Here is a 26607-nt window from a genome sequence, read left to right as displayed (position 1 = left end):
AGTTCACGTTTCACCGTCCGGCCGGTCGGGTAGTCATCACGGAGTGACTCTTCGTTGGCGCCCCTGGGGTGAACGGGTGGGTCGGGGTTCGGTGAGACTCGGGTGGCTAGGAGAAGAGGGTGGCGGTTCTGCTCGTGTTGCAGGCGCGTGGGCTCGGTGATCTACTCACCGCGGTCCCGGCTCTCCGTGCACTGCGCCGGGCCAAACCCCACGATCGCATCGTCCTGGCGGCACCGCCGCGGCTCAAGCCCATCGTCGACTTGATCGCCTCGGTCGACGCGCTGGTGCCGACCGCCGATCCGAGCAGCCTCCGCTGGGACGCGCCGCCGCCCGAATTGGCGGTCAACCTGCACGGCGCGAGCGCGGAAAGCATCGTCACGCTCGCCAAGACCGACCCCGGACGCATCCTCTCGTTTCGCAACGCCGCATTTCCCGAGCTACCCGGCCCCGAGTGGGACAACGACATGCACGAGGTGGACCGCTGGTGTCACCTGCTCGAGTACGACGGCATCGGAGCCGATCGACGCAACCTCGGCCTGGTACCGCCGGTCTCGACGACCAGCCGCCGCGACTGCGTGGTCGTGCACGTCGGCGCCGGCGCGCCGGCCCGCCGCTGGCCCCCGGACCGTTTCGCCGCGGTTGTGCGGCACCTGCTGGTACTCGGACGTGAAGTCGTCCTCACCGGCGACGACAACGAGCGCCAACTCGCACTGGGCATCGCCGCACGGGCCGGGCTGCCGGTCGGCCGGGTGCTGGCCGGGGAGCAGAACCTCATCGATCTGGCCGCCACGGTCGCCGAAGCCGCGCTGGTGATCTGCGGGGACACCGGTGTCGCCCATCTGGCCACGGCGTTCGGCACCCGCACCGTCCTACTGTTCGGCCCGACGCCGCCCCGGCGGGCGGGCCCGCCCGCGCACCTGCTGGGCAGGCACGCGGTGCTGTGGGCCGGCCAGGTCGGCGACCCGTACGCCGACACCCCCGACCCCGGGCTGTTGCAGATCGGGGTCACCGAGGTGATCAACGCGGTCGACAAACAGTTGAGTATGCGCAACTGGCCCAGCACGAACACCGACCGCCGCAAACCGGCATATCGGCGCGTCGGATGACCGTCGCCCGACGCCATCCGGGGATGACGGGCCCCCGGTTCAGGCGTTCGCCGTCGCGATCGCCGCGGAGTACGCGGCGATCGCACTCGGCCAGAACTGCTCGAGATAGTCGCGGGCGTCGGCGAGGCCACGCGGGTCCAAGGAGTACAGCCTCCGGTTGCCTTCCGGCCGCATCATGACCAACCGGGCCTCGCGCAGCACGCGCAGATGCTGGGAGACCGCCGAACTGGTCACGCCCAGGTCGTGCGCGATGTCGCCGACCGAGCGCGGGTGCTGCGGCAAAGCCTCGAAAATCGCGCGCCGGGTCGGGTCCGCCAGCGCCGTCAGTGCACGAACTCCATTAGTCGCCACTCACATAGTGTGGGCGTCCGACGTTTTGCCGGTCAACAGTCGGGTACGAGGTCGTCTGCCCAGCTCATACGCCGAACAACGCTCCGTCGTTACCTACCCGTGACCGACGACCTGGGCTTTCGATGCCCGGTGATGATAGCCACAGGATTGCCGACCGGCGCGCCGGCTCGCTTACGTTCGATGCATGCCCGTGACCTTTCCGTTACCGATTCGCCGGAGCGTGACCCGACTGCGCCGCGACCGCGCTGCCACCCGTGTCCTCGCCGCCGCCGCGGTCGTCACCGCCTCCGCCGGCATCCTCGCCGCGGCACAGCAGGACCAGGACACCGACGCCTCCGCCCGCCTCGTCGCGGGCAAGATCGCCTCGGGCGAGATCCGCCCGGCCGAGGGCACGACCCAGTTCGCCGTCTTCGCCCCGGACCAGAACCAGGCGCCGCAAGCGGCCCCGCTGCCCGCACCCTGGGACCCGAACCGCATCGCCCAGGACTTCACCCCACCGAAGACCGTCCGTCCGGTGGCCGGCGTGCTCACCTCGAATTTCGGGACTCGCTGGGGCACGCTGCACGCGGGCCTGGATTTCGGCGACCCGCTCGGCGCCCCGATCGCCACGGTCACCGACGGCGTCGTGATCGAGGCCGGACCCGCCTCCGGCTTCGGCCTGTGGGTGCGGGTGCAACAGGACGACGGCACCGTCGGCGTCTACGGCCACGTCAACGACATCCTCGTCGCCGTGGGCCAGCCGGTCCGCGCGGGCGACGTCATCGCGACGGTCGGCAACCGTGGCTATTCCACCGGCCCGCACCTGCACTACGAGGTCCACCTGCCCGACGGCGCACCGATCGACCCGCGGCCCTGGCTGGCCGAGCGCGGCATCGACGTCGGGTTCGCGGCGGAGGACTGACCCCGACCCGTTCGTGGGACAGGAGTCCGCGGACAAACTCGGCGACGACGCGGTCGCCCTCGACGGGGCCGCGAACGCAACGGCGCGTTCGCGGCCCTTTCCCGCTCTCCCCAACCATGCCGCCTCCGCGGTATCACCCGGACGCCCGACCCGTACCGGGGTACTAGGCGCGAATGGCGCTGCGGCGGGACGCTTGGCGGGGTTCGCGATTTCTACGTTCGGTCCATGTCCACAACAGATTTCGCCGCGCCGCCGCAGGGCGAGTCGTCGTCGCCGCGATCGCGGGCGGGCACGGCGGTGGCGGAGCGCGCGCGACTGCATCGACCGCTACTCGGCACGGTCACCGCGATGGCCGCGCTCGTCCTGTTCTGCCTCGCGGCGATGCCGGTCGACGACCGCACGCTGCTCGGCGAGTCGGTCTGGCTCAAGCCGATGAAGTTCGGCGTGGCCTTCTTCCTCTACAGCCTCACGCTGGCATGGCTGCTGTCGTTGCCGCACAAGGGAAGCCGCGCCACCTGGTGGCTGGGCACGGTATTCGCGGTGACCGGGTTCATCGACGTCGGATTCATCGTGGTGCAAGCCGCGCGGGGAACCTTCAGCCACTTCAACACCCAGGACGACCCGGTGAACTCGATCGGGCAGGTCGTCTTCGCCTCCGGCGTCCCAGGATTGTTCCTCGCCAACCTGGTCATCGTGCTGATCCTGGCCTGGCAGCGGTTGGTGGACCGCCCCACGGCGCGGGCCATCCACGCCGGTCTGGCCCTGGCCGTCGTCGGCATGGCGCTCGGCTACCTGATGGGGTTCACCGGTAAGCAACTCGTCCGTGACAGCGACGGACGAGTGGTCGAGTTGGCCGCGGGGCACACGGTCCTGGCCGACGCGGGCGATCTCGCCCCGCGCGACGCCATGGCAGGCATGCCGATCACGCATTGGAGCACCGTCGGCGGTGACCTGCGCGTTCCGCACTTCGTCGGGCTGCACGGCATCCAGGTCCTGCTGCTGGTGGCCCTCGCGCTCGCCTGGCTCGCTCCGCGCTGTCGCTGGCTGCGGCTCGAACGCGCCCGCACCGCGGTCGTGGGCGTGCTGGCCGTCGGATACGCCGGTCTGCTCGCGCTCGTCTTCTGGCAGGCGATGCGGGCGCAGCCGCTGGTCCACCCGGATCGGGCCACCTGGCTCGCGGCGGGCGGACTGGCTGCGACCGTCGGGCTGTTGCTCGGCGCGGTGTATCTCCGTCACCGCGGCGCCGGCCCGGGTCCGGCGGCGGAGCCGGTCAGCGAAGGCGTTCCGCGTCACGGGTGAGCGCGACCAGGGTCTTGCCGAGCGCGGCCAGCTCGTCGGACGTCGCCCCCTCCGCGATGGCGGTGGCGACGTCCTCGGCGGCGCAGCGGGCGGCGAACCAGCGATCGGCCAAGTCGGCCGCCTCCTGGGCGCTGAGCACAACCGCGTCGTCGGGGATCCCGGTCCCCTTCAAGCTGTTGCGGTGTTCGTAGGCGCGTTGGCGACAGGACTGGCGGCAGTACCGGCGACGGCGGCCGGCCTCCGATTCCACGATCTCCCGCCCACACCACTGGCAGGACAAGCGGCGCGACATGACGCAGAACACTAATAGCCCGCGGCCCGCGATCCGCTCACTGACCCCCGGAGAATCGCCCCGCATCGGGCATGACGAGGCCTGCGTGCCGAGGGCACTACAATGGAACGGTTCACCGCGGCCGCGTCGGGAACTATCGGCGCCGGCCCGATCGTTGTACATCAAGTCCGGCGGATGCCCCGCGCAGCCGTGCGGACACGGTCGCAGCGCACGAAGACTCGAGCACACAGGGAGAGGCACACCATGGCAGATCGCGTACTCCGAGGCAGTCGGCTCGGAGCGGTGAGCTACGAGACCGATCGCGACCACGACCTGGCTCCGCGTCGGATCGCCCGGTACCGGACCGACAACGGCGAGGAATTCGACGTTCCCTTCGCCGACGACGCCGAGATCCCGCCGACCTGGCTGTGCCGCAACGGCCAGGAGGGTGTGCTGATCGAGGGCACCACGCAGGAGACCAAGAAGGTGAAACCGCCGCGCACGCACTGGGACATGCTGCTGGAGCGCCGCAGCAAGGAGGAGCTCGAGGAGTTGCTCAAGGAGCGCCTCGAACTGCTCAAGACCCGTCGCCGCGCCTGACGGTTCGCGCAGTACGGAAACGGCCGCCGCATCGTTCGATGCGGCGGCCGTTCGCTGTCCGGGTCAGCGGCTGGCCACCTTGCGGTAACGCAGCAGCGCCAGCGGCACGGCCAGCACGAGGATCGCCACCGAGCAGGCGATCGCGTATTCGACGCAGTGGTCTGCGGCCCAGCCGCTGGGCGGGACGAATGTGGGCGGCGAGTCGTTGTCGAACAGCTTGCGTCCGGCCGCCGAGACCGCGGTGATCGGATTCCATTCGGCGATCGTGCGCAGCGGGCCGGGCAGGGTTTCGGCGGAGATGAACGCCGAGGAGATGAACGTCAGCGGGAACAGCCAGATCAGCCCGGCGCTCTGCGCCACCTCGACGGTGGGTGACAGCAAGCCGGTCAGCGCACCGACCCAGGACATCGCGAACGCGAACAGCAGGATCACGGCGAACGCCAGCACGGCGTCGGTGACGCTGCCGTGGATGCGCCACCCGACCACGTACCCGCACCCGACCATCACCGCCAGGCTGAGGATGTTGACCACGAGGTCCGACAGTGTGCGGCCCATCAGCACGGCCAGCCGCGACATCGGCAGCGCCCGCATCCGGTCGATGATGCCCTTCTGCAGGTCCCCGGCGAGGCCGACCGTGGTGAACGCGGCGTTGAACGCCACCGTCTGGGTGAAGATGCCCGCGAGCAGGAATTCCCGGTACTGGCCACCGCCGAGCGACGCGCCGAAGATGTAAGCGAACAGGAACACGAACATCAGCGGCTGAATCGTCGCGGTCACCAGGAGCGTCGGCACGCGCAGGATGGTCAGCAGATTGCGATGGGCCACGATCGCGCTGTCCCGGAACAACCGCAGCCGGGGAGCGGAATCCTGCTGCGTCGCGGCCTTTCCGGGCCGCGGCTGCGCCTGCGGGGCCGCCTCCCGCACCATTGCCGTGCTCACGACATGATCTCCTCTGGTACGTCATCGGTCTCCGGCTCCGTGACGGGCGTGTCGCCCGGCTTGCCGGTGAGGGAAAGGAATACGTCGTCGAGGCTCGGCCGGTGCACGTTCGCGTCGACCACGCAGACGCCCGCGTCGTCGAGTCTGCGCAGCGCTTCCACCATGGTGCGCGAGCCGTCGCCGACCACCACCGACACCTCGTCGGTGCCCACCTCGTGAGCGGGCTTGCCGACGCCGATCTGCGCCAGCACGGCCAGCGCGGGCTCGGCGGCCTGCCCGGCGGCCAGGGTGACGGTGAGCCGGTCACCACCGATCGAGGTCTTCAGCTCGTCGGCCGAGCCGCGCGCGATGACCCGCCCGTGGTCGATCACGGTGATGCGGTCGGCCAGTAAATCCGCTTCTTCCAGGTATTGCGTGGTGAGCAGCACCGTGGTGCCGTCGTCGACGAGGTCGCCGATCACCCGCCACATGTCCAGCCTGCCGCGCGGGTCCAAGCCGGTGGTCGGCTCGTCCAGCACCACCACGGGCGGCCGCGCGACCAGCGCGCCCGCGAGGTCGAGCCGCCTGGCCATGCCGCCGGAGTACGTCCCCGCCCTGCGGTGTGCGGCGTAGTCGAGCCCGAGGGCACCGAGCAGTTCGGTGGCCCGAGCGGTCGCCTGGCGCTGGGACATCCCGTACAGCCGGGCCACCATGCGCAGGTTCTCGTAGCCGGACAGGTTGGCGTCGACGGCGGCGTACTGGCCGGACAAACCGATCCGCTTGCGCGCCGCCGATGGATCGTGCAGCACGTCGACGCCCGCCACCCGTACCGACCCGGCGGAGGGCTTCAGCAGCGTGGTGACGATCCGCACGGTCGTCGTCTTGCCCGCCCCGTTCGGGCCGAGCAGGCCCATCACCGTGCCCGTGGGGATTCGTAGGTCGATCTCGTCCAGGACGCGGGCGCGGCCGTAGTTCTTCACCAGGCCGGTCACCTCGACCGCGAAGCTCACGTGTGCGTCTCCTTCGTCTCCAGCCACCTCCGCAGCACCGGCCCGATCACCGCCAGTGCGTCCGGCGTGGTCATCGCGGAGTGCGCGCAGCGCAGCTCGTGGTCGTGGACGGCGCCGGTGACGTACGGCTGCCAGGCTTCGGCGCACCGATCGGGATCGGCCCGGTTGACCGGGTCGTCGCCCGCCGTGAAGAACAACAGGTCGCCGTCGAACGGGCGCGGCCGGAAGCTGTGCGCGAGCACGGTGCCGTTGTGGTAACCCGCGTAGAGCCGCTCCAGATGCTCGACGGTCAGCGCCGCGAACGGCCCGGACCGGGCGCGCAGCAGCTCGGCGGCCTCCCGCAGGCTCAGGTCCGGATCGATCTCCGCGCCGAGTTCGTCGCTGCCGAACTCGCCGACGATCTCGGCGACGCTCGGGGTCGCCTGGTCGAGCAGGTCATCGGACAACCGGTAGCTGTCCATCATCGACAGCAGTGCGACCTCGTCGCCTGCCTCCTGTAGTTGCACCGCCATCTCCTGGGCGATCAGTCCGCCGAGCGACCAGCCCAGCAAGTGGTAGGGGCCGTCCGGCTGGATCCGCTTGATCTCGGCCACGTAGTGGCGCGCGGCCTCGCCGATCGTCGCGTGACCGTCCTGCCCCGCGACGTGCGGAGCCTGCAAGCCGTAGACCGGCCGGTCCGCCGGGAGGTGCGCGAGCAGACCCGAATAGCACCAGGCCAATCCGATCGCGGGATGCACGCAGAACAGCGGCGCGCGGCTGACCTCGGTGCTCGGCCGGATCGGCAGCACCGGCGCCAGCATCGCCGCCACCGCGGCACCCGAAGTCGCGTCCGCCCCGTCCAGCCGCGCCGCGATCGCCGCCGGCGTCGCGTCGCCGAACATCAATTGCACCGGCAGATCCAGGCCCGACTCCCTGACGTGTGCGACGACCTTCGTGGCCAGCAGCGAATTGCCGCCGAGTTCGAAGAAGCCATCGTCCACACCCACCGACTCCACACCGAGCACCTCTGCGAAGGCCGCGCACAGCGCCTCCTCCGTCGGGGTGGAGGGAGCGCGATAGCCCTCGCCCGCGGTGAACACCGGCTCCGGCAGTTTCGCGCGATCCAGCTTGCCCACCGGGCTCAGCGGCACCTCGTCGAGCAGCATGATCGACTGCGGCACCATGTAGTTCGGCACCAGCCCGGTCAGGTGCGCGGTCAACTCGGCCGCGGTGAGCGTCACTCCGTCGCGCGCCTTCACATACGACACCAGCGCGGTCGCGCCGGCCGGGGTGCGATGCCCGATGGTGGTCGAGAACGCCACCGCGCCGTGACGGGCGAGCGCGGCGTCGATCTCGCCGAGTTCGATGCGGAAGCCGCGGATCTTGACCTGGTGGTCGGTGCGGCCGACGTATTCGATCTCCGGTGCGGCATCGGGCGACGCCCCGTTCTCCCGCTGCCCGGCCCACCAGCGCACCAGATCGCCGGTGCGGTACATCCGCTCCCCTGGTTTGCCGAAGGGGTTGGCGACGAATCGCTGCGCGGTCAGTCCCGGGCGGTTCAGGTAGCCGCGGGCCAGTGCGTCACCGGCCAAGTGCAGTTCGCCGGTTACCCCGAGCGGAGCCGGATGCAACCGTGCGTCGAGGATCGCCGCGTTGACGCCACGGATGGGTCCGCCGATGGTGATCGGCGCACCGGGCGACATCGGCTGCGAGATGACGGTGACGATGGTGGTCTCCGTCGGGCCGTAGACGTTGTACAGGTTGCGGCCGGGCGCCCATCGGGTCACCAGGTCCGGCGGCAGCGCCTCGCCGCCGACCAGCACGTGCTGCAATTCGTGCAGACCCCGGGGGTCGACGGTGCCGAGGGCCGAAGTGGTGATGAACGCGTGGGTGATCCGCTCCGCGGCGAAGACCTGCCGCAGTTCGTCACCGCCGACCACGCCGCCGGGCGTGATCACCAGAGTCGCCGCGCCGCCGAGGGACAGCAGCAGATCCAGCATCGCCGCGTCGAAGCTCGGCGTGGCGAAGTGCAGCACCCGGCACCCCGGCTGGACGTCGAACCGGTGGGCGGTCTCGGCGGCGAAGTTCGACAGTCCGCCGTGCGTGACCATCACGCCCTTCGGCGTGCCGGTCGAGCCGGAGGTGTAGATCACGTACGCCGGGTTGTCGATCCGCAGCGGAGCGAGACGCTCGGTGTCGGTGACGGGCGCGTCCGAGGCGTCGAGCACCGAACCGCGGAACAGCGGATCGTCCAGCATGATCCATTCGGTGTCCTCGGGCAGCTCCCGGCGGTAATGCGCCAGCGTGATGCCCAGCGCCACACCGGAATCCGACAACATGTGCGCGATGCGCTGCTGCGGGTACAACGGGTCGACCGGCACGAACGCCGCTCCGGCCTTGGCCACCGCGAGCACCGTCGCCACGGACTCGATGGATCGCGGGATGCCCAGTGCGACCAGCGTTTCCGGGCCCACGCCGCGGTCGATCAGCACTCGCGCCAAGCGGTTGGTCCAGCGATCCAGCGCGTCGTAGGTCACCTCCGTACCGTCGGAGACCAGGGCGATCGCGGCGCGATCGACGCTCGCCGCCCGCTCGAACACCTCGGGGAAGGTGATCGGCCGGTCCGGTTTGCCGCCGCGCACCGGCGCCAGCCCGGTCCACTCGGCGGGGTCGAGCAGCTCCAGATCGCCCACCGCGGTGGTCGGGCTCGCGGCGATGGCGGCGAGCAAGCGAGCCAGGCGCTTGCCGAGCCGCTGCGCGGTCGGCTCGTCGAACAGATCCGTCGCGTAGTTCACCGCTACGGTGATGCCGGCCGGATCCCGCTGTGCGGTCTGCGTTTCGGTCAAGGTGAACTGGAGATCGAACTTGGCGATCCCGGTGTCGATGTCGGCGGCCTCGACGCGCAGCCCCGGCAGTTCCAGCCCGCCGACCGGCTCGTTGCGAACCGAGAGCATCACCTGGAACATCGGATGGTGCGCCTGGGACCTGGCCGGGTTGAGCACCTCCACGAGCCGCTCGAACGGCAGGTCCGCGTGCGCGAAGGCGTCCAGGTCCGTTTCGCGCACCGCGTGCAGCAGGTCCGTGAACCGGGCGCCGGGGTCGATCCGCGTGCGCAGCACGAGCGTGTTGACGAACATGCCGATCAGCCGGTCCAGCGCGGGATGGCCGCGCCCCGCGATCGGGGTGCCGACGGTGATGTCGTCGGTGGCGGTCATCCGGTGCAGCAGCACGGCGAGCGCGGCGTGCAGGACCATGAACAGGCTGACGTTGTTGCTGCCCGCGATCCTCTGCAGCTCACGATGTGTGACGGGATCCACCGTGCATTCCACGGTGCCGCCCCGGTAGGACGGGGTGGGCGGACGCGGCCGGTCGGCGGGCACGGTGAGCAGCTCCGGGATGCCGTCCAGGGCCTGCCGCCAGTACTCCAGCTGCCCGTTCACCGCCGAGTCCGGGTCGTCCTCGCTACCGAGCACCTCCTGTTGCCACAGCGTGTAGTCGGCGTACTGGACCTCCGGCTCCGCCCAGCCCGGCGCCTCGCCCGCGCAGGCCGCGCGGTAGGCGACGGCGACGTCGGCGGCCATCGGCTCGAGTGACCAGCCGTCCATCGCGATGTGGTGCGCGACCACGACGAGCACGTGCTCGGCGGGCTCGTCCGCGCCGGTCGGCACCGCGATCAGCGCCGCACGGATCGGCACATCGGTGGCCAGATCGAAGCCCGGTGCGGCGAAACGACGGACGGCGGCCTCGATCTCGTCCGGGTGCGCTGTCACCCGGGTCAGCGGGATCGTGGCCTCGGCCGGGTCGAGCACGACCTGCGCGGGCGCGCCGTCGGTCTCCGGGAACACCGTGCGCAGGGTTTCGTGCCTGGCCTGCACCTCGTGCAGCGCGGAAACCAGCGCGCCGACGTTCAGGTGGCCGGTCATGCGGAGCACGAGCGGGACGTTGTAGGCGCCCGCCGAGTGCCCGGCGCTCGGCCCGCCACCGGCGTTGAAGCGGTTGAGGAACCACAGCCGCCGCTGGGCGGCCGACAGCGGGATGCGTTCGGGACGCTCCCGGCGCACCAGAGCCGGGCGATCCGCGTCGGACCCGGCGCCCGCTGCCAGCAGCTCGGCCAGTCCGGCGACCGTCGGCGTGGCGAACACGGTCCGCACGGCGAGCCGCACGTTCGTCGCCGCGGCCAGCCGGGCGACGAGCTGGGTCGCCAGCAACGAGTTCCCGCCGATGTCGAAGAAGCTGTCGTCGGCGCGCACGTCGTCGGCCCCGATCAGCTCACCCATCACCGCGGCGACCAAGCGCTCGGCGTCGGTTCCGGGCTCGCGACCGGTCGAATCGCCCGTGAACCGCGGTTCGGGCAGCGCGTCGACGTCCAGCTTGCCGACCGGAGTCAGCGGGATGGTGTCCAGCGCGGTGATGCCTGCGGGCACCATGTGCGTGGGCAACCGGCGCGCGACGAAAGCGCGCAGCGCTTCGGTGTCCACTCCGGCCGCGCGGTCGGCGGGCTGGACGAAGGCGACGATACGGTCGGCTCCCGCGATGCGGCGCACCTCGGTGTGCGCGAATCGCACCGACGGATGTTCGCCCAAGGCGCCGGTGATCTCGCCGAGCTCGACGCGGAAACCGCGCAACTTCACCTGATGGTCGCTGCGGCCGAGGTAGACCAACTCCCCAGAAGCGTTCCAGCGCACCACGTCACCGGTCCGGTACATCCTGGCCCCCGCCGGGCCGTACGGATCGGCCACGAAACGTGTTGCGGTGAGCCCGAACCGGTTGAAATATCCGCGCGCGACCCCGGGCCCCGCGAGGTACAACTCGCCGGGGACGCCGACCGGCACGGGACGCAGCCGCTCGTCGAGCACCAACCCCTGGGCGCCCCGCACGAGGGTGCCGATGGTGATCGGATCACCGGCGCGCAGCGGACCGGAGATCGTGATCACCACCGTGGTCTCGGTGGGTCCGTACACATCGCACATCATCCGTCCCGGCGCCCAGCGTGCGACCAGATCCGGCGCCACGGCCTCACCGCCGACCATGAGGGCGCGCATGTGCGGCAGCGGCCAGCGCTCGCGGTCGATCGTGGCCAGCGCGGCCGGCGTCATGAAGCCGTGCGAGACCCGCTCGCGTTCCATCAGGGCGGCCAACTCGTCGCCGCCGTAGATGTCGGTCGGGCAGATCACCATCGCCGCGCCCGCTCCCAGCGCGATCAACAGATCCAGGATCGCCGCGTCGAAGCTCGGCGTCGCGAAGTGCAAGGTGCGGGAATGCTCCTGGACACCGATGCGGTCGCGGATCTCGTCGGCCAGGTTGGACAGACCGCTGTGGGTCACCGCGACGCCCTTGGGCGTGCCGGTCGATCCGGAGGTGTAGACCAGATAGGCCAGATCCGCCACCTGGACGGTGCGCGAACGCTCGTGGTCGTGGATCGGCGCGTCGTCGTGGCCGTCGAGTTCGGCGGCGAACTCCGGACGGTCCAGCAGCAGCCACTCGGTGCCGCGGCCTTCCGGGGCGCCCGCGTGCAGCTTCTCCACGTGCGCGGTGATCGTCACACCGGTCGTGCAGCCGGAATCGGCGAGCATGTGCCGGATGCGGTCGGCGGGGTACTTCGGGTCGATGGGCACGAACGCCGCGCCGGACTTGGCGGCCGCCAGCAACGCCACCACCGAGTCGATCGAGCGGGTGAGCCCGAGCGCCACCCGGGTTCCCGGGCCGAGTCCACGCGCGATCAGCGCGCGCGCCAGGCGATTGGAGCGCCGGTCGAGTTCGGCGTAGGTCAATGACGTCGTGCCCGCGCACAGCGCGGTGTGCTGCGGATACCGCTGTGCGGTGGCGGTGAAGTACGCGGCCAGCGTGCACGGCGGTGCCGCTCGGCCGCCCCGCGCCGGGGCGAGGGTACGGCGCTCGTGATCGGTGCGCGCGTCGACGTCCCGGATCAGCACGCGCGGGTCGCCGGTGACGGCGGTGAGCACGCGCAAGAACCGGTCCGCCAGCGTCTCGATCGTCATCGCGTCGAAAAGCTCGGCGGCATAGACGAATTCGAACACTCCTTCCGCCGCGTCCGCGGCGGATCCGGGCGCGCCCGTGTCGTTCGCAACGCGCAATTCCAGGTCGAACTTCGCCAGCGCGATGTCCAGTGCCTCCGCGCGCAGGGCGAGGCAGGGCAGTTCCAGTGCGGGCACCGGGGTGTCCTGGACGCTCAGCGCCACCTGGAACAGGGGGTGCCTGCCCGAAGTACGCGCCTCGGCGCCCAGTTCGTCCACGATGCGCTCGAACGGGATGTCGGCGTGCGCCATCGCGGACAACTCGGCGTCCCGGTCGGCGCGCAGCAGGTCGGTGAAGTCGCGGTCGGGGTCGACGTCGGAGCGCAGCACGAGCGTGTTCACGAACATGCCCACCAGTCCGTCGAGCTTGGTATCGGTACGTCCGGCCACCGGCGTGCCGATCACGATGTCGCGCCCACCCGTGACGCAGCGCAACAGCACCGCGAACGCCGAACGCAGCACCATGAACTTGCTGACGCCCTGCTCGCGTGCCAGCGCGGAGAGCCCGTGCCGCACTCGCTCCGGCACCGTGAAACGCACCGTCCCGGCTTCTTGCGTCGGCTCCACGGGACGCGGCCGGTCATAGGGCAGCGGAAGCTGGTCGGGAATGTCCGCCAGCGCGGTGCGCCAGTACTCCAGCTGGGTCGCCGCCGCGCTGCCCGGATCGTCCTCTTCGCCGAGGCAGGCACGCTGCCAGAGCCCGAAGTCGGCGTACTGCACCGGCAGCGGCGTCCACGCCGGCGCGACGCCCTCGTGCCGCGCCGCATAGGCCGCGGCCAGATCCCTGGTGAGTGGACCGAGCGACCAGCCGTCGGCGGCGATGTGGTGCACCACCACGCCGAGCAGGTAACGCCCGGGCGCGGTGCGAAGCAGCGACAGACGTAGGGGCACCTGCGTGGTGAGATCGAAACCGCTGTGCGCCAGATTTTCCAGCGCGGCTTTCGCGCCGGAGTCGTCGATGTCGGTGACCACCACCTCTGGCACCGCACGCTCGACCGGGAGCACCACTTGCTGTGCGCCTTGGGCGTCCTCCGGGAAGACGGTGCGCAGCACCTCGTGCCGCCGCACCACGTCACCGAGCGCTTCGCGCAGCGCGGGGACGTCCAGATCGCCGGCGACGTGGATCACGAAAGCGATGTTGTAGGCGCTCGATTCGGGCGCGAATCGGTTGAGGAACCACAAACGCTGCTGCGGCAGCGACAATGGAATACGCCCTGGACGCGGCGTCTGCACCGCCAGCGCCGGCCGCTGCGTCCGGGGCGCTCGGTCCAGTTGCTCGGCGACACCGGCGACGGTGGGCGTCTCGAAGATCGATCGCACCGGCAGCTCCACACCGAACTCGGCGTGCAACGCGGCAGCGAGCCGGGTGGCCAGCAGGGAGTTGCCGCCGAGATCGAAGAAGCTGTCCTCGGCGCCGACGACCGGGCGTCCGAGCACTCCGCCGAACACCCCCGCCACGCCCAGCTCCAGCGCGGTGCTCGGCGGGCGAGAAGCACCCGCAGTCCCGAACTCCGGCTCCGGTAGAGCTTTTCGATCCAGCTTGCCCGCGGGCGTGACCGGGATCTTGTCGAGCACCGCCACCGACGCGGGGATCATGTAGCCGGGCAGCCGCCCACGGGCGGTCTCCAGCACGGCCCGCGCCTCGATCGGCCGGTCGGCCGTGACGTACGACGCCAGCCGCACCTGACCGTGCTCGTCGGTGTGCACCACGGTGTGCGCGAACCGGACGCCGGGATGCAGCCGCAGCACGTTGTCGATCTCGCGCAGTTCGATGCGGAAACCGCGGATCTTGATCTGGTCGTCCGCGCGGCCGAGGAACCGCAGCTGTCCGGACCGCTCCACGACGACCAGATCGCCGGTGCGGTACATCCGCTCGCCGCGCCGGCCGTGCGGGTTGGCCACGAACCGCTGCGCGGTCAGGCCGAAGCGTCCGTGGTAGCCGCGAGCGACGCCCGGACCCGACACGTACAGCTCGCCCGGTGTGCCCGGCGGGACCGGATGTAAACGATTGTCCAGCACGAACAATCGCATGCCGCGCACGGGAGAACCGAGCGGCACCGGACGCCCCGGCTCCATCGGTCCGCTCGCGGTCGCCGCGACGGTGGCCTCGGAGGGGCCGTACATGTTGTGCATGCGATGCCCGCTCGTCCAGGTCTCGACAAGTTCCTCCGAGCAGGCGTCACCGCCGACGATCACCGTCTCCAGCTCATCGAGGCCCTCGTTCGGCACGGTGGCCAGCGCGGCGGGAGTGACGAAGGCGTGGGTGACCCGCTCCTCGCGCAGCAGTGCGGCCAGTTCGGCGCCGCCGTACGTGCCCGCTGGGGCGATGACCATCGTGGCGCCCGCGGCGAAGCCGAGCAGCATCTCCAGCACCGACGCGTCGAAGCTGGGTGAGGAGAAGTGCAGCGTCCGCGCCGCGTCCGAGATGCCGAACAGGTAGTTCTGCTCGCCGGCGAGGGACGCGATGCCCGCGTGGGTCACGACGACCGCCTTCGGCGTGCCGGTGGACCCGGAAGTGTAGATGAGGTAGGCCGGGTGACTCACCCGCATCGGATGGTGCCGATCGTCGTCGGTGATCGGTTCCGCCGAGTGCTCGGCGAGTTCGGCGCCCAGCTCGGCGGAGCCGAGCACCAGCCAGTCGACCTCGGCCCTGCGATGCTTTCCCCGCGCCGCGGGCCAGGCGGGCATCGCGGCCGACGATTCGGGATCGGTCAGACCGAGCATCGCCCCGGAGTCACCGATCATGTGGGCGATGCGCTCACCGGGGTAGTTCGGGTCGATCGGCACATAGGCGGCGCCGGTTTTGGCGACAGCCCACACCGCGGTGATCGCGTCCAGACCGCGCGGCAGCGCGATCGCGACGACCGTCTCGGGTCCGGCGCCGTGCTCGATCAGGATGCGCGCCAACCGGTTCGAGCGCTCGTCGAGTTCGCGGTACGTGGTGTCCGTGCCCAGGTAGCGGACCGCCACCGCGTCCGGCAGCCGGCGCGCGGTGGCGGTCAGCAAGGTGGCCAAGGTGATCGAGGGCTCGGCGGGCGCACCCCCGATGGGCACCAGGTTCTCGGTTTCCCTGCGGTCCAGGATCGGCAGGTCGCCCACCGGCAGTTCGGGGGCGGCCACGCCGCCTGCCAGCACGGCGATGAACCTGCGGGCGAACGACTGCACGGTATCTCGATCGAAAACGTCTGTCGTATAGCCGAATTCGGCAGAGAGCGGCCCGTCGCCCGAGTCGTCGTGGACGACCAGCTGCAGATCGAACTTCGCGACGTCCGAGGCGATGGGCAGCACCTCCGCGCGGACACCGGGCAGATCGATCCGCAGGTCGGGAGCGTGGTCATAGGACAGCATCACCTGGAACAGCGGGTGCCGCGACGGGGAACGCTCCGGGTTGACCACCTCGACCAGCCGCTCGAACGGCACGTCGGCGTTGGCGAAGGCGTTGAGATCGGTCTCGCGCACCACGTCCAGCATCCGGTCGAACCCGGCGCCCGGGTCGACCGCGGTACGCAGAACGAGGGTGTTGACGAACATGCCGACCAGATCGTCGAGCGCCGGATCGGAACGGCCCGCGATCGGGGTGCCGATCGCGATGTCACCGCTCGCGCACAGCCGCGACAGCAGCGTCGCCAGCGCCGCGTGCAGCACCATGAACATGCTCACGCCCCGGCTGGCCGCGAGTTCGATGGCGGCGCGGCGGATCTCGGCCGGGATGGTGAACTCGACCCGGCCGCCGACGGTCGACCTGCGCAGCGGGCGCGGGCGGTCCAGCGGCAGATCGAGCTGTTCGGGCAGTCCGCCCAGTGCCTTGTGCCAGTGGGTGAGCTGACGGCTGAGCGCGCTGGCCGGATCGGACTCGTCGCCGAGCAGTTCACGCTGCCAGAGCGCGAAGTCGGCATACTGCACCGGCAGCTGCGTCCACTGCGGCGCGACACCGTTCGCGCGCGCGGCCACCGCCGTCATGAGGTCCTTGGCCAGCGGTGCGATGGACCAGCCGTCACCGCAGATGTGGTGCAGCACGATGAGGAAGACGTGCCGCTGCGGGCCGGTGCGGTAGAGCGCCACCCGGATCGGGGCCTGGCTGCGCAGATCGAAGCCGTAGCCGGCGTATTCGGTCGCCAGCTCGGCCACCTCGGCGTCGGTGACATCGATCGGGTCGAGCGTCAACGGGATCGCCCCCGCCGGGTGGATCAGCTGGTAGGGCCCCTCCGGCGCCTCGGGAAAGGTGGTGCGCAAGCTCTCGTGCCGTTCGATGACGTCCACCAGGCCCGCACGCAACGCGGCCACGTCCAGCGGTCCTTCCACCGCCACCGCCAGCGGCATGTTGTACGCGGCAGCATGCTCGGAGAACCGGTTCAGGATCCACAACCGCTGCTGCGCCTGCGACAGCGGAATCCGCTCCGGCCGCTCGGCCGGCGCCAGGCGCGGCGAGGAGACGTCGGTGGTCTGCATGGCGAAACGCCGGGTGAGCGCCTCGATCGTCGATGCCTCGAACAGATCCCGGATGGTCAGTGCGGTACCCAGCGCGGCGTTGATCCGGGACACCGCCCGTGCGGCGATGAGCGAGTTGCCGCCCAGGTCGAAGAAGCTGTCCTCGATGCCGACCTCGGTGTCGAGCACCTCGGCGAAGATGCCGGCGAGCACTCGCTCCACCTCGGTGCGCGGTTCGGCGATCGGCCCGATCGAACGCGTCCCCGGCACGGGAGCGGGCAGCGCCTTGCGGTCGATCTTGCCGTTGGCGCTCAGCGGCAGCTCGTCGAGTTCCATCACTGTGGAGGGCACCATGTAGCCCGGCAACGTGTGACGCAGCGCGGTCAGCAGCGCCGCCGTGTCCAGGCGGGCCTCGTCGTCCTCCTGCTTCGCCGCGACCACGTAGGCGACCAGTTCGTCACCGGTGCGTCCGGTGTGCGCCACGCACACCGCGCGAGCCACCCTCGGGTCGTCGAGCAGAGCGGCCTCGACCTCGCCCAGTTCGATGCGCAAACCACGAATCTTGACCTGGAAGTCGCTGCGGCCCAGATACTCCAGAACACCCGGCTCGGCGCCGGAACGGCCGATCTGCCAGCGCGCCAAGTCACCGGTGCGATACATCCGCGCACCCGGAGTGAAGGGGTTGGCGACGAACCGGTCGGCAGTCAGCCGCGGCTGTCTTAGATAGCCGCGGGCCAGTTGGATCCCGGCCAGGTACAGTTCCCCGACCACGCCGGGCGGGACGGGCTGCAGCCGATCGTCCAGCACGTAGGTCTCGGTGTTCCACACCGGCGAACCGATCGGCACGGCGCTCGCGTCGGGCGGGCACGCCCAGTAGGTGACGTCGACGGCGGCCTCGGTGGGGCCGTACAGGTTGTGCAGTTCGGCGGCGGGTAACGCCGCGTAGAACTCTCGCACGGCGGCCGCGGGCAGCGCCTCACCGCTGCAGAACACCCGGTGCAGGCAGGCGCAGCCGTGCAGATCGGCCTCGGTGACGAACACCGATAGCATGGACGGCACGAAATGCGCAGTGGTGATGCCCTTTTCGGCGATGACCCGGGCGAGGTACGCCGGGTCGCGGTGTCCGTCGGGGGCGGCGATCACCAAGCGCGCGCCGATCTGCAAGGGCCAGAAGAACTCCCACACCGAAACGTCGAAGGTGGCCGGTGTCTTCTGCAGCACCGCGTCGTCGCCGCCGAGCGGATACTCGTGCTGCATCCAGCGCAGGCGGTTGACGATGGCCGCGTGCGTCACGCCGACACCCTTGGGCTTCCCGGTGGATCCCGAGGTGAAGATGACGTAAGCGAGGTGGTCGGGGCGCAGCGCGCACCGGCGGTCGGCGTCGGTGACCGGACCGGCGTCGAAGCCGGAGACCTCCGCGGTGTCGATGTCCAGCCGGGCGACCGTCGCGGGCAGCTCCACGTCGTCGCGGCTCGTCGTGAGCACGCACAGCGGTTCGGCTTGGCGCACGATCTGCCTGATCCGTTCGGCCGGATGCTCGGTGTCCAGCGGCAGGTACGCCGCTCCCGCTTTGACGATCGCGTACATGCCGACCACCAGGTCGAGACTGCGGCGCAGGCACAGCCCGACCGTGGTGTCGGGTCCGGCGCCGCGCGCGATGAGCAGCCGGGCCAGCCGGTTGGCGCGGGCGTCGAGTTCGGCGTAGGTCAGCGCCTCGTCACCGAACTCCAGTGCGATCGCCTCCGGGCCTGCCGCGACACGCTCGGCGAAAAGGCTCGCGAGCGTGCCTTCCTGCCGGGGCGCCTCGGTGGCGTTCCACCCGTGCAGCACCTGCTCCCGTTCGGTGTGGGTGATCGCGCCCAACGACTCGGCGGGCAGGCTCGGATCCGCGGCCAGGAACCGGCCGAGGAAGTCGAGATAGCGCGCATGGTGCACGTTCACCTCGGCCTCGCCGTAGAGGCGGGGGTTGGCTTCGAAGTCGACGTGCAAGCGGCCGCCCACGCCGTTGTAGACGTTGACCGAGAGATCTTCCACCGGGCCGGTGGCCAGCACGTGCATGGAGCCGACCAAGCTGCCGAAATGCAGCTCGTTGTGGAACAACATCAGGTTGACCATCGGACCGAAGAATCCGCGGGCGTCGCGCGAGTAGCCGCTGTCACGCCGGATGTCGTCGTGCCGGTAGCGCTGGTGTCGCAGTGCGCCGGTGATTTGCAGCTCGGCCGCCTTCACCAGGTCGCCGATCGTGGTCGCCTCGTCGAATCGCAGCCGAATCGGCACGACGTTGGAGATCACGCCCGCCGAGCGGCGCAGCGACACCGTGGTGCGCGCCGAGACCGGCAGGCTCAGCACCACGTCCGCGTTGCCCGTCACCGATCGCACGTAGGCGGCCAGCGCCGCGACGAACACCGCCGAGTCGGTGGTGTTCCACGCGCTGGTCGCCGCGTCGATCGCGGCATGGCGCTCGTCGTCCAGCACCGCGGTGGCCAGCCTGCGGCCCGCGTCGTGGTCGGCGGCGCCGAGCCGGGTGCCGCCGAGGCTCACCGGCTCGCCGACACCGGACAGCTGCCCGAGCCAGTACTCGCGATCGTTCTGGAAACGGCCGGATTGGTGGTAGCGCGCCTCGTCGGCGTAGATCTCGGCCAGGGCCGTCGCCCGCGAGGCGACCGGTTCCGTCCGATTCTCCAGCGCGGTGTAGATCTCGGCGGTGCGGGTAAGCGCATTCATCGCGCCGTAGCCGTCGATGACGATGTGGTGGGCGAACGAATACCAGATGTAGTCGGAGTCCCCGATCCGCAACACCGCGTTGGAGGTCAACGGGTCGCGTTCCAGATCGATCGGCGAACTGGTGTGCTCATGCATCCAGCGCAGCGCCGCGGCGTACGGATCGGCCTCGCCGCGCAGGTCGATGCGAACCCATCCCGGGCGGTGCACCGGATCCACGATCTGATACGGAGTGCCATCCAGTTCCATCAAGCGAACTTGCCCCACCTGGGTCTCGGCCCCGAAACGCTCGATCGCGTACAGCAGCCGTCCCTCGTCCAGGTCCCCGTGTATCTCGACGTACTGGGAGATCGTCAACGGCACGTCGGGCCGAATGCGCTGCGCGTACCAGAGAGCGGTCTGTGCGGGTGACAGCGCAAACGGTTGAGCCGAGAATTCGCCGGATGAACATTGGTCGACGCGATCCGTGGCCAATGAACTCATCAATCACTCCGTTCTGCCGCTGTTGACGCAACTCCCCGAGCACCGTCCCAGCAAGCGCACGCGCCTGCCGGAGGACGTGATCCACGCCCTATGATTCGGAGCATCGCTTCAGCCGGATTGCCGACGTATTGGATTTGTTTCACATCCAACGTCCTTGGCAGAAGGCCACTTTGGTTGGTTACATTTCCGCAAACATTGCGACTCAACTAGGTCGAGCTGAACCAAAACGGGTCCTGACCAGACTTTTCGATGGTACTCCGACGACCGATTTCATTGCCAGGCGAACAAAGCGCAACTCAATTCCGTACCATTACTTTCGGGCCGATGGGGGACGGAACAAACCTGACGTTCGGTTATCGGCGGCCCGACGGAGAGTGTTACCGACTGCCGGCAGTGCGCCGAGCGGTTCGCAAATCTTCGCGCACGGAGCGCCGCCGGAAGATGGCCGCCAGCGCCGCCGAAGCTGTCACGATAACGAAAACCCGCTCCGGTGCAGGGCCTATTCGCGTTGCGAGCGTGCTGTCCGTGCGCAACGGCAGCTCGTCGACCAGGGCGGCGGGCACGAATAACGAGGTTTCCTGCCGCACGCTGCCGTCGGCGGCGATAATGGCGCTGACACCCGACGTGGCCGCGACGACCAGGGCCCTGCCGTGCTCGACAGCACGGATGCGGGACATGGCCAGCTGCTGATAGGTCATCTCGCTGTCGCCGAAGGTGGCGTTGTTCGTCGGCACGGTGAGCAGCTGGGCACCGGCCCGCATCGCGTCTTCGAACGCCCGGTCGAAGGCGACCTCATAGCACGTCGCGACGCCGATGTCGATACCCGCCGCACGCACCACACCGTCACCATTTCCCGGCACGAAATACCCCGCACGATCGGCGTATTCGGAGAAACGACGGAAGAAGCCGCGCATCGGCAGGTACTCTCCGAAAGGCTGGATGATCTTCTTGTCGTGCCGCTCACCGGGGCCGCCCGCGCCGTTCCACACCATCACCGAGTTGGTCGTGGTCCGATCCGAGTTGATCAGCACGGCACCGACCAGGATGGGTGCGCCGATCCGCTCGGAGGCCGCGGTGATCAGGGCGGCCGCGTCGGCGTTGCGCAACGGGTCGATATCCGAGGAGTTCTCCGGCCAGATCACCACATCGGGGCGCGGCGCGCGGCCCGCCGCCACCTCGTCCGCCAGCTCTTCGGTGCGCCGGACGTGGTTGTCCAGCACGGCACGCCGTTGCTCGTTGAAATCCAGCCCGAGACGCGGCACGCTGCCCTGGATCGCCGCGACCGTGACCATCCTGTCGCCCTCGTCCGGATCCGGCAGCGCGGACCGGAGCAGCAGGCCGGAGAGCGGCATGACGAGCACGGCGAAAGCCGCAGCGGCGTACCCGAGTCGGGTCACGGGGATGTGTCGGCGCACCGGTGTCGCGGTAGTGCCGCCGGTCTCGGCATCGGCGGTGCGGCGCCCGTCACCGGCGGGACGCGCCGACCACAGCAAGGACGCGAATGCCGCCGCGCCGGTTCCGGTCAGCGCGACCGCGAACCCGACGAGCGGGGCGCCACCGACCGCGGCCAGCGAAAGGAACCAGCCGTCGGCCTGGCCGAAGGCCAAACGGCCCCACGGGAAACCGCCGAACGGGAAACTCGACCTGCCCCACTCGGCCGTGGTCCAGGCCAAGGCCACCCAGAGGGGCCAGCCGGGCAACGTGCCGACGAGCCGGGCGAGCAGGCCGAAGACGCCCAGGTACAGCGCGCAGACGGTGGACAGCGCCAGCCACGGCAGTGGACCGACGTAAATGCCCGTCCACGGCAGGAGCGGAACGAAAAACCCGAGTCCGGCCAGGAATCCGTATCCGAAACCCGCCCGCAGCCGGCCGCCGCCACGTACGGTGAGGGTCAGTATCGCGATGCCGACCGGGGCGAGAAACCACCACGGCCGCGGCGGGAAGCTACCGAACAACAGCAGGCCCGCGAAGATCGCCGCGACCGAACGCGCCGCCACTTGGTGCCTACGAAGCACTTCGGACACCTGCCGCACCGATCCGAGCACTCGTTCTCGCGCCATCACTCGGCCACTGTCCGCCATCGGGCCGGCGATCGCCAGTCCGCCGCTGACGGCACCCACGCTGGTCCGCACGAGGTGGACCGGCGTAAACCACCCGGGGCCCGTCGATCGGCGGAACCCGGCCGACCCCAAGTCGTGACGTTCGTCACACTCGATATCGTCGCCGTCATGCTCTGCGGGCGCGCACAGACCTGGACGCGCCGGCGGTGTCGCGTCGGCCGCGCGGTAGCGATTGCACGCCCCACAACGGATTCGGTGGAGGAGCAATGCAGAAAATCGCGGGCCACCACCGAGCCGGAGTCACGAGGCGTCCACCTGGTAATCGCCGCAGGCCACCGGATCGTTAACCGCCGTTGCTTCGGAGTCGGCGCCCCGACCGCCCCACGGCAGGCAGAACCCCGATTTCCGGCGGGAACCAGTGAGCCGGCAGTCTGCGGTCGCGCCAGGTCGACAACCCGTTCGGCCGCGGGATGTCGCCGACTCACCGCTCGGCACGAGACGAACTCACGGCGCATCGGAAGCCACTCGGCGACCGGCGAAAATCCGGCTTCTACCTGCGCGATCACCTCGCGCCGCGGCAGCTTCGTCCGATTTGCCGTGCGTGTTCGCCCGGAGACCCCCTCCGATCGGCCCACCTGACGCTCACGACTCCCGCTCCAGCATCCCCGGCTGACACTCAGTGCCACATCGCACCCGCCTTCAGTGCGGTACCGCCTGCTCGGCGTCGTAGCACACGCCGAGCGCAAGAGGCTCCGCCGATGCGCTTGGACCGTAATCGTCTTCACGGAAAGGGCGGTGACAGCCACGGATGGACCCATGCGGGTCAGGCGCCACGACGCCGACCTGCCACCCGCTGGTCGCCACCGCGCAGTGCCGAGCGGATCGACGGGCCGGCCGCATACTCGGCACTCGGCGTCCGCTGCGACGCTACCGTGTCCGAATTCCCGCGCTCGGCAACGGCGCGGAAGAAACTTGGTTACCGACTCGGAGCGGCTGCCGCCCACACCGTGCACTCCCTCTTCCGGCGCACGCTCCGTCCCGGATGCCGGTCGAGTGCCGAGCGTAGGCCGAGAAGCTCGGCTGCGCGGGTCGGCCGAGCTGCGGTCGGCGGCGCCGGCGCGATATACGCAGGTCCGGCCGGGCCGCCCGTGGCGGCGCACGGAAGTGCCGGACACGGAACGGTCGGGAGCCACCGTAGGCTCCGCGATCGTCCGCTCATTTCGCATAGATCGTCACCCCGCGGTGGACGGTACGCAGGCACGTGGGCAGCGGCGCGCAGGCATCCAATGCGGGCAGCCCAGGCACGCGCGAGCGCGGGTCGGTGGACCAGCGCTGCACCGAATCCGCGGCCGCGGTGACGACGAGTTCGCCGGCATCCCAGATCGCGTACGAGGCGGGCGCTCCGGGCACCAGGGTGCCCGCGACTCCGTCGCGGACGCCCCCGGCGCGCCAGGCGCCGCGTGTGGCCGCGGCGAAGGCGGCGCGCGGGGACAGGCCGTGGCCGGGTGTGCGGTGGTTGGCCGCGGCACGTACCGCCGCCCACGGATCCAGCGCCGTGACCGGGGCGTCGGAGCCGATCGCGAGGGCGACGCCCGCGGAGGCCATGGCGGCGAACGGGTTCAGCGTCGCGGCGCGCTCGGCGCCGAGCCGCGCGACGTACATGCCGTCCGATCCCCCCCACGTGGCGTCGAATCCCGGCTGCACACTGGCGATCACACCCCAGCGCGCGAGACGTGCGATGTGCTCGCCGTCGAGCAATTCGGCGTGCTCGACGCGATGCCCGAGCGCCGCGATCGCGGGACCACCCAGTTCGGCGGCCACCCGTTCGACACCGGCGACGACGGCGTCCATGGCGGCGTCGCCGATCACGTGGAATCCGGCCTGGATACCGGCGACGGTGCAGGCCCGGACGTGGTCGCTGATCGCGTCGGCATCGAGATAGCTTCGCCCGCAACCTGATTCGTCGGCATAGGGGGCGCGTAGCCACGCCGTGTGCGATCCGAACGACCCGTCCACGAACAAATCGCCGCCGAGGGCGTGCACGCCGAGGTCACCGATGAGGGCGCGGGCCTGCTCGGCGCTGCGCACCGCCTCGCCCCAGTAGGCCCGCACCTGGACCCCGTGCTCGAACTCGAGCAGTTCACGGACGTCGTCGCGGCCCGCGATCTCCGGGCCCGCGCATTCGTGGACCGCCACGACCCCGTGCGCGGCAGCGTGGTCGAGTGCCGCGGCACGCGCTCGATCCCGTTGTGCCCGTGACAGACTCGCCAGCGCGGCGGTGCGCACCACGTGGTGGGCGGCGGCCCGCACCGGCTCGCCGCGGGTGAATCCGTCGGCCACCGCAAACTCGGGCAGTCCGTCCAGCAGCGCCGAGGACGCCACCGCCGAATGCGCGTCCACCCGCGAGAGGTAGACGTGCCTGCCCGCACCGGCCGCCGCGTCGATCTCCTCGACCGTGGGCGGCCTGCCCTCCGGCCAGGTTGTCTCGTCCCAGCCGTCGCCCAGCACCACCCCCTCCGGGTGCGCCCGGGCGAACTCCCGCAGCAGCCGCAGGCAGTGCTCGAGCGACCGGGCGGTGGAGAGATCGAGCCCGGTCAGCTTCAGGCCCAAGGCGGTGACGTGCACGTGCGGATCGACGAACGCCGGCGCGACGAAGGCGCCGTCGAGGTCGATGACCTCGGCGTCCGGATGCAGCGCGCGACCTGGTTGCTCGGCGCCCAGCCAGACGACGGTCCCGTCGCTCACCGCCATCGCCGTGGCGTCGGGCGAACTGGCACTGTAGAAACGACCGCCGATCAGCAACTGGGTACTCACGAGGCACCAGTCTGCCGTATGGCCGTTCCGGCGGTTTCGGTCAGCCGTTCAGCACGGGGTGACGCGCCAGATCCTCCGGCTGCGCCAGCACCGCCATTACCTCCGCGTACTCCGGCGGCGGCGCACCTCCGGCACGCCCGGCCGCCGGGGGCAGGCACCCCGCCTCCACGGCGATCAGCTCCAGCCGCAGCGCCGCGGCCGCGAATCCGGAAATCGACTGTCCCGCAGCCGCCGCCGCTCGTTTCACCGCGGCGGCCAGCTCCTCGCTCACCGTCACGGTGAGTTGCTCGGTGGCCATCGCGCCACGATAGCCCCTCGCGACGCCACACGGAACCGGGTGCGCCGACTTCGCCGTCAGGGCGCGCTGATCGCGCGGCGCGCGGTGCTCTGGCCGTCGTCGTACCACTGCCCCACCACGACGCCGTCGACCACTTCACCGCCGTCGACGACCACGCCACGGTAGGGAGCCGTCGCGACGAGCCTGCGGAAGCGCCGTGCGGCGAACGCCGTGACCAGGGGCCGTACCAGCAACCGCGTCGGCGGCAGCAGCAGGAGCAGGCCGAACACCGACGTGACCAGGCCGGGTACGAACATCAGCACCCCGCCCGCCGCGACCAGGGCGCCGTCGGCCACGGCGGTCCCTGGAGCCACTTCCCCGCGCGCGGCCCGGCGGAACTGCTCGAACACACGCCGCCCCTGCGAGCCGACCAGCAGCATGCCCGCGGCCGACCCGGCGATGAGCAGCAGGATGGTCGGCAGCACGCCGATCAGCTGACCGACCGCGACCAGCGCGGTGACTTCGACGACGACGTACAACACGAACAACAAGGCGGGCATGGCGATCCTTTCGGACGATCTACTCGGTCAACGTGCCGCACCGGGGTTTTGCTCCCCGATTCGCCTGATAGGTCGCTGAGATCCGTCTCGCCTCAGCCGCCGGGACGCACCAATCCGGTCTCGTAGGCCAGCACGACCGCTTGAACGCGGTCGCGCAGACCGAGTTTGGTGAGCACCCGGCCCACGTGCGTCTTGACCGTGGCCTCCGACAGGTACAACTGTTCGGCGATCTCGGCGTTGGAGCGTCCGGCGGCGATCTGCTCGAGCACTTCGCGCTCGCGGGCGGTGAGTACGTCGAGCACGCCCGGGTCGCGGGTACGCGCCGGGTTCTCCGCGATGAGCCGGTCCAGCAGACGCTTGGTGACCTTCGGCGAGACCACGGCGTCACCGGCGGCGACGCTGCGGATGGCCGAGACGAGATCCTCGGGCGGAGTGTCCTTCAGCAGGAATCCGCTGGCTCCGGCGCGCAGCGCGCCGAGCGCGTGCTCGTCGAGGTCGAAGGTCGTCATGACCAGCACCCGGCTGCCGTGCCCTGCCTCCACGATCCGAGTGGTGGCGACGACCCCGTCCACCACGGGCATCCGCACGTCCATCAGCACAACGTCGGGTCGCAGTTCGGCCGCGGCGGCGACCGCGGCGGCGCCGTTGGCCGCCTCACCGATCACGTCGATGTCCGGGTGCGCGCCGAGCACCATCTTCAATCCCATCCGCATGAGTTCCTGGTCATCGACGACGAGAACGGTGATCGGCACGCCCCCAATGTAACGCGAACGCCTCGGCGCGCCGGACGAGCT

At 70.3% G+C, this 26607-nt stretch carries 14 protein-coding genes; 4 read left to right on the top strand and 10 right to left on the bottom strand.

What is annotated here, in order from left to right; all coding sequences use genetic code 11:
- Nucleotides 1–119: 119 nt before the first annotated feature.
- Complete coding sequence (locus GVY64_RS21730; protein WP_159844293.1) at nucleotides 120–1106, top strand: glycosyltransferase family 9 protein; 987 nt, start codon at nucleotides 120–122, stop codon at nucleotides 1104–1106.
- 39 nt (nucleotides 1107–1145) lie between these two features.
- On the opposite strand, the gene GVY64_RS21725 is transcribed toward GVY64_RS21730, so the two are convergent.
- Nucleotides 1146–1457, bottom strand: a complete 312-nt coding sequence (locus GVY64_RS21725) for an ArsR/SmtB family transcription factor (RefSeq protein WP_159844291.1) — start codon at nucleotides 1455–1457, stop codon at nucleotides 1146–1148.
- A gap of 184 nt (nucleotides 1458–1641) precedes the next feature.
- On the opposite strand from GVY64_RS21725, the gene GVY64_RS21720 reads away from it, so the two are divergent.
- Both GVY64_RS21720 and GVY64_RS21715 read left to right on the top strand, forming a co-directional pair.
- Nucleotides 1642–2358 (top strand): M23 family metallopeptidase, encoded by a 717-nt coding sequence (locus GVY64_RS21720; protein WP_159844289.1) that lies wholly within the window; start codon nucleotides 1642–1644, stop codon nucleotides 2356–2358.
- Nucleotides 2359–2583: 225 nt separating this feature from the next.
- Nucleotides 2584–3657 carry a hypothetical protein gene (locus GVY64_RS21715; RefSeq protein WP_328820990.1) on the top strand — a complete coding sequence of 358 codons (1074 nt, stop codon included), beginning with the start codon at nucleotides 2584–2586 and terminating at the stop codon, nucleotides 3655–3657.
- Here GVY64_RS21715 and GVY64_RS21710 read toward each other — a convergent pair.
- The gene (locus GVY64_RS21710; protein ID WP_159844287.1) at nucleotides 3629–3949 is read right to left on the bottom strand and encodes a hypothetical protein; all 321 of its coding nucleotides are present in this window, start codon (nucleotides 3947–3949) and stop codon (nucleotides 3629–3631) included. The two genes, GVY64_RS21715 and GVY64_RS21710, sit on opposite strands and share 29 nt — an antisense overlap.
- A gap of 243 nt (nucleotides 3950–4192) precedes the next feature.
- Between GVY64_RS21710 and GVY64_RS21705 the strand changes: the two genes are divergently transcribed.
- A complete protein-coding gene (locus tag GVY64_RS21705) occupies nucleotides 4193–4528 on the top strand; it encodes an RNA polymerase-binding protein RbpA (protein WP_043719627.1) in 336 nt (111 codons plus the stop codon).
- Nucleotides 4529–4591: 63 nt separating this feature from the next.
- Here GVY64_RS21705 and GVY64_RS21700 read toward each other — a convergent pair whose 3' ends face one another.
- The 8 genes from GVY64_RS21700 to GVY64_RS21665 all read right to left on the bottom strand — a co-directional run bounded on the left by GVY64_RS21700 (nucleotide 4592) and on the right by GVY64_RS21665 (nucleotide 26565).
- Nucleotides 4592–5374, bottom strand: coding sequence for an ABC transporter permease (locus GVY64_RS21700; protein ID WP_159844373.1), 783 nt, complete (start codon nucleotides 5372–5374; stop codon nucleotides 4592–4594).
- A gap of 89 nt (nucleotides 5375–5463) precedes the next feature.
- Complete coding sequence (locus GVY64_RS21695; RefSeq protein ID WP_159844285.1) at nucleotides 5464–6456, bottom strand: ATP-binding cassette domain-containing protein; 993 nt, start codon at nucleotides 6454–6456, stop codon at nucleotides 5464–5466.
- Nucleotides 6453–20102 carry an amino acid adenylation domain-containing protein gene (locus tag GVY64_RS21690; protein ID WP_159844283.1) on the bottom strand — a complete coding sequence of 4550 codons (13650 nt, stop codon included), beginning with the start codon at nucleotides 20100–20102 and terminating at the stop codon, nucleotides 6453–6455. Before GVY64_RS21690 ends, GVY64_RS21695 begins: the two co-directional genes overlap by 4 nt.
- Before the next feature lie 377 nt (nucleotides 20103–20479).
- Nucleotides 20480–22162 (bottom strand): apolipoprotein N-acyltransferase, encoded by a 1683-nt coding sequence (gene lnt, locus GVY64_RS21685; RefSeq protein ID WP_159844371.1) that lies wholly within the window; start codon nucleotides 22160–22162, stop codon nucleotides 20480–20482.
- 1215 nt (nucleotides 22163–23377) lie between these two features.
- Nucleotides 23378–24976, bottom strand: coding sequence for an amidohydrolase (locus GVY64_RS21680; RefSeq protein WP_159844281.1), 1599 nt, complete (start codon nucleotides 24974–24976; stop codon nucleotides 23378–23380).
- A gap of 40 nt (nucleotides 24977–25016) precedes the next feature.
- On the bottom strand, nucleotides 25017–25274 hold the full coding sequence (locus tag GVY64_RS21675; RefSeq protein WP_159844278.1) for a ribbon-helix-helix protein, CopG family: 258 nt from the start codon (nucleotides 25272–25274) through the stop codon (nucleotides 25017–25019).
- 56 nt (nucleotides 25275–25330) lie between these two features.
- On the bottom strand, nucleotides 25331–25813 hold the full coding sequence (locus GVY64_RS21670; protein ID WP_159844275.1) for an FxsA family protein: 483 nt from the start codon (nucleotides 25811–25813) through the stop codon (nucleotides 25331–25333).
- A 92-nt stretch (nucleotides 25814–25905) separates the two neighbouring features.
- Entirely contained in the window at nucleotides 25906–26565 is a 660-nt protein-coding gene (locus GVY64_RS21665) for a response regulator (protein WP_159844273.1), read from the bottom strand.
- Nucleotides 26566–26607 lie beyond the last annotated feature (42 nt).

The sequence above is a fragment of the Nocardia sp. CY41 genome (genome assembly GCF_009829325.1).
Lineage (GTDB): Bacteria > Actinomycetota > Actinomycetes > Mycobacteriales > Mycobacteriaceae > Nocardia.
Note: the sequence above shows the minus strand (reverse complement) of the source record. Positions and strands in the feature narration are given on the sequence as shown.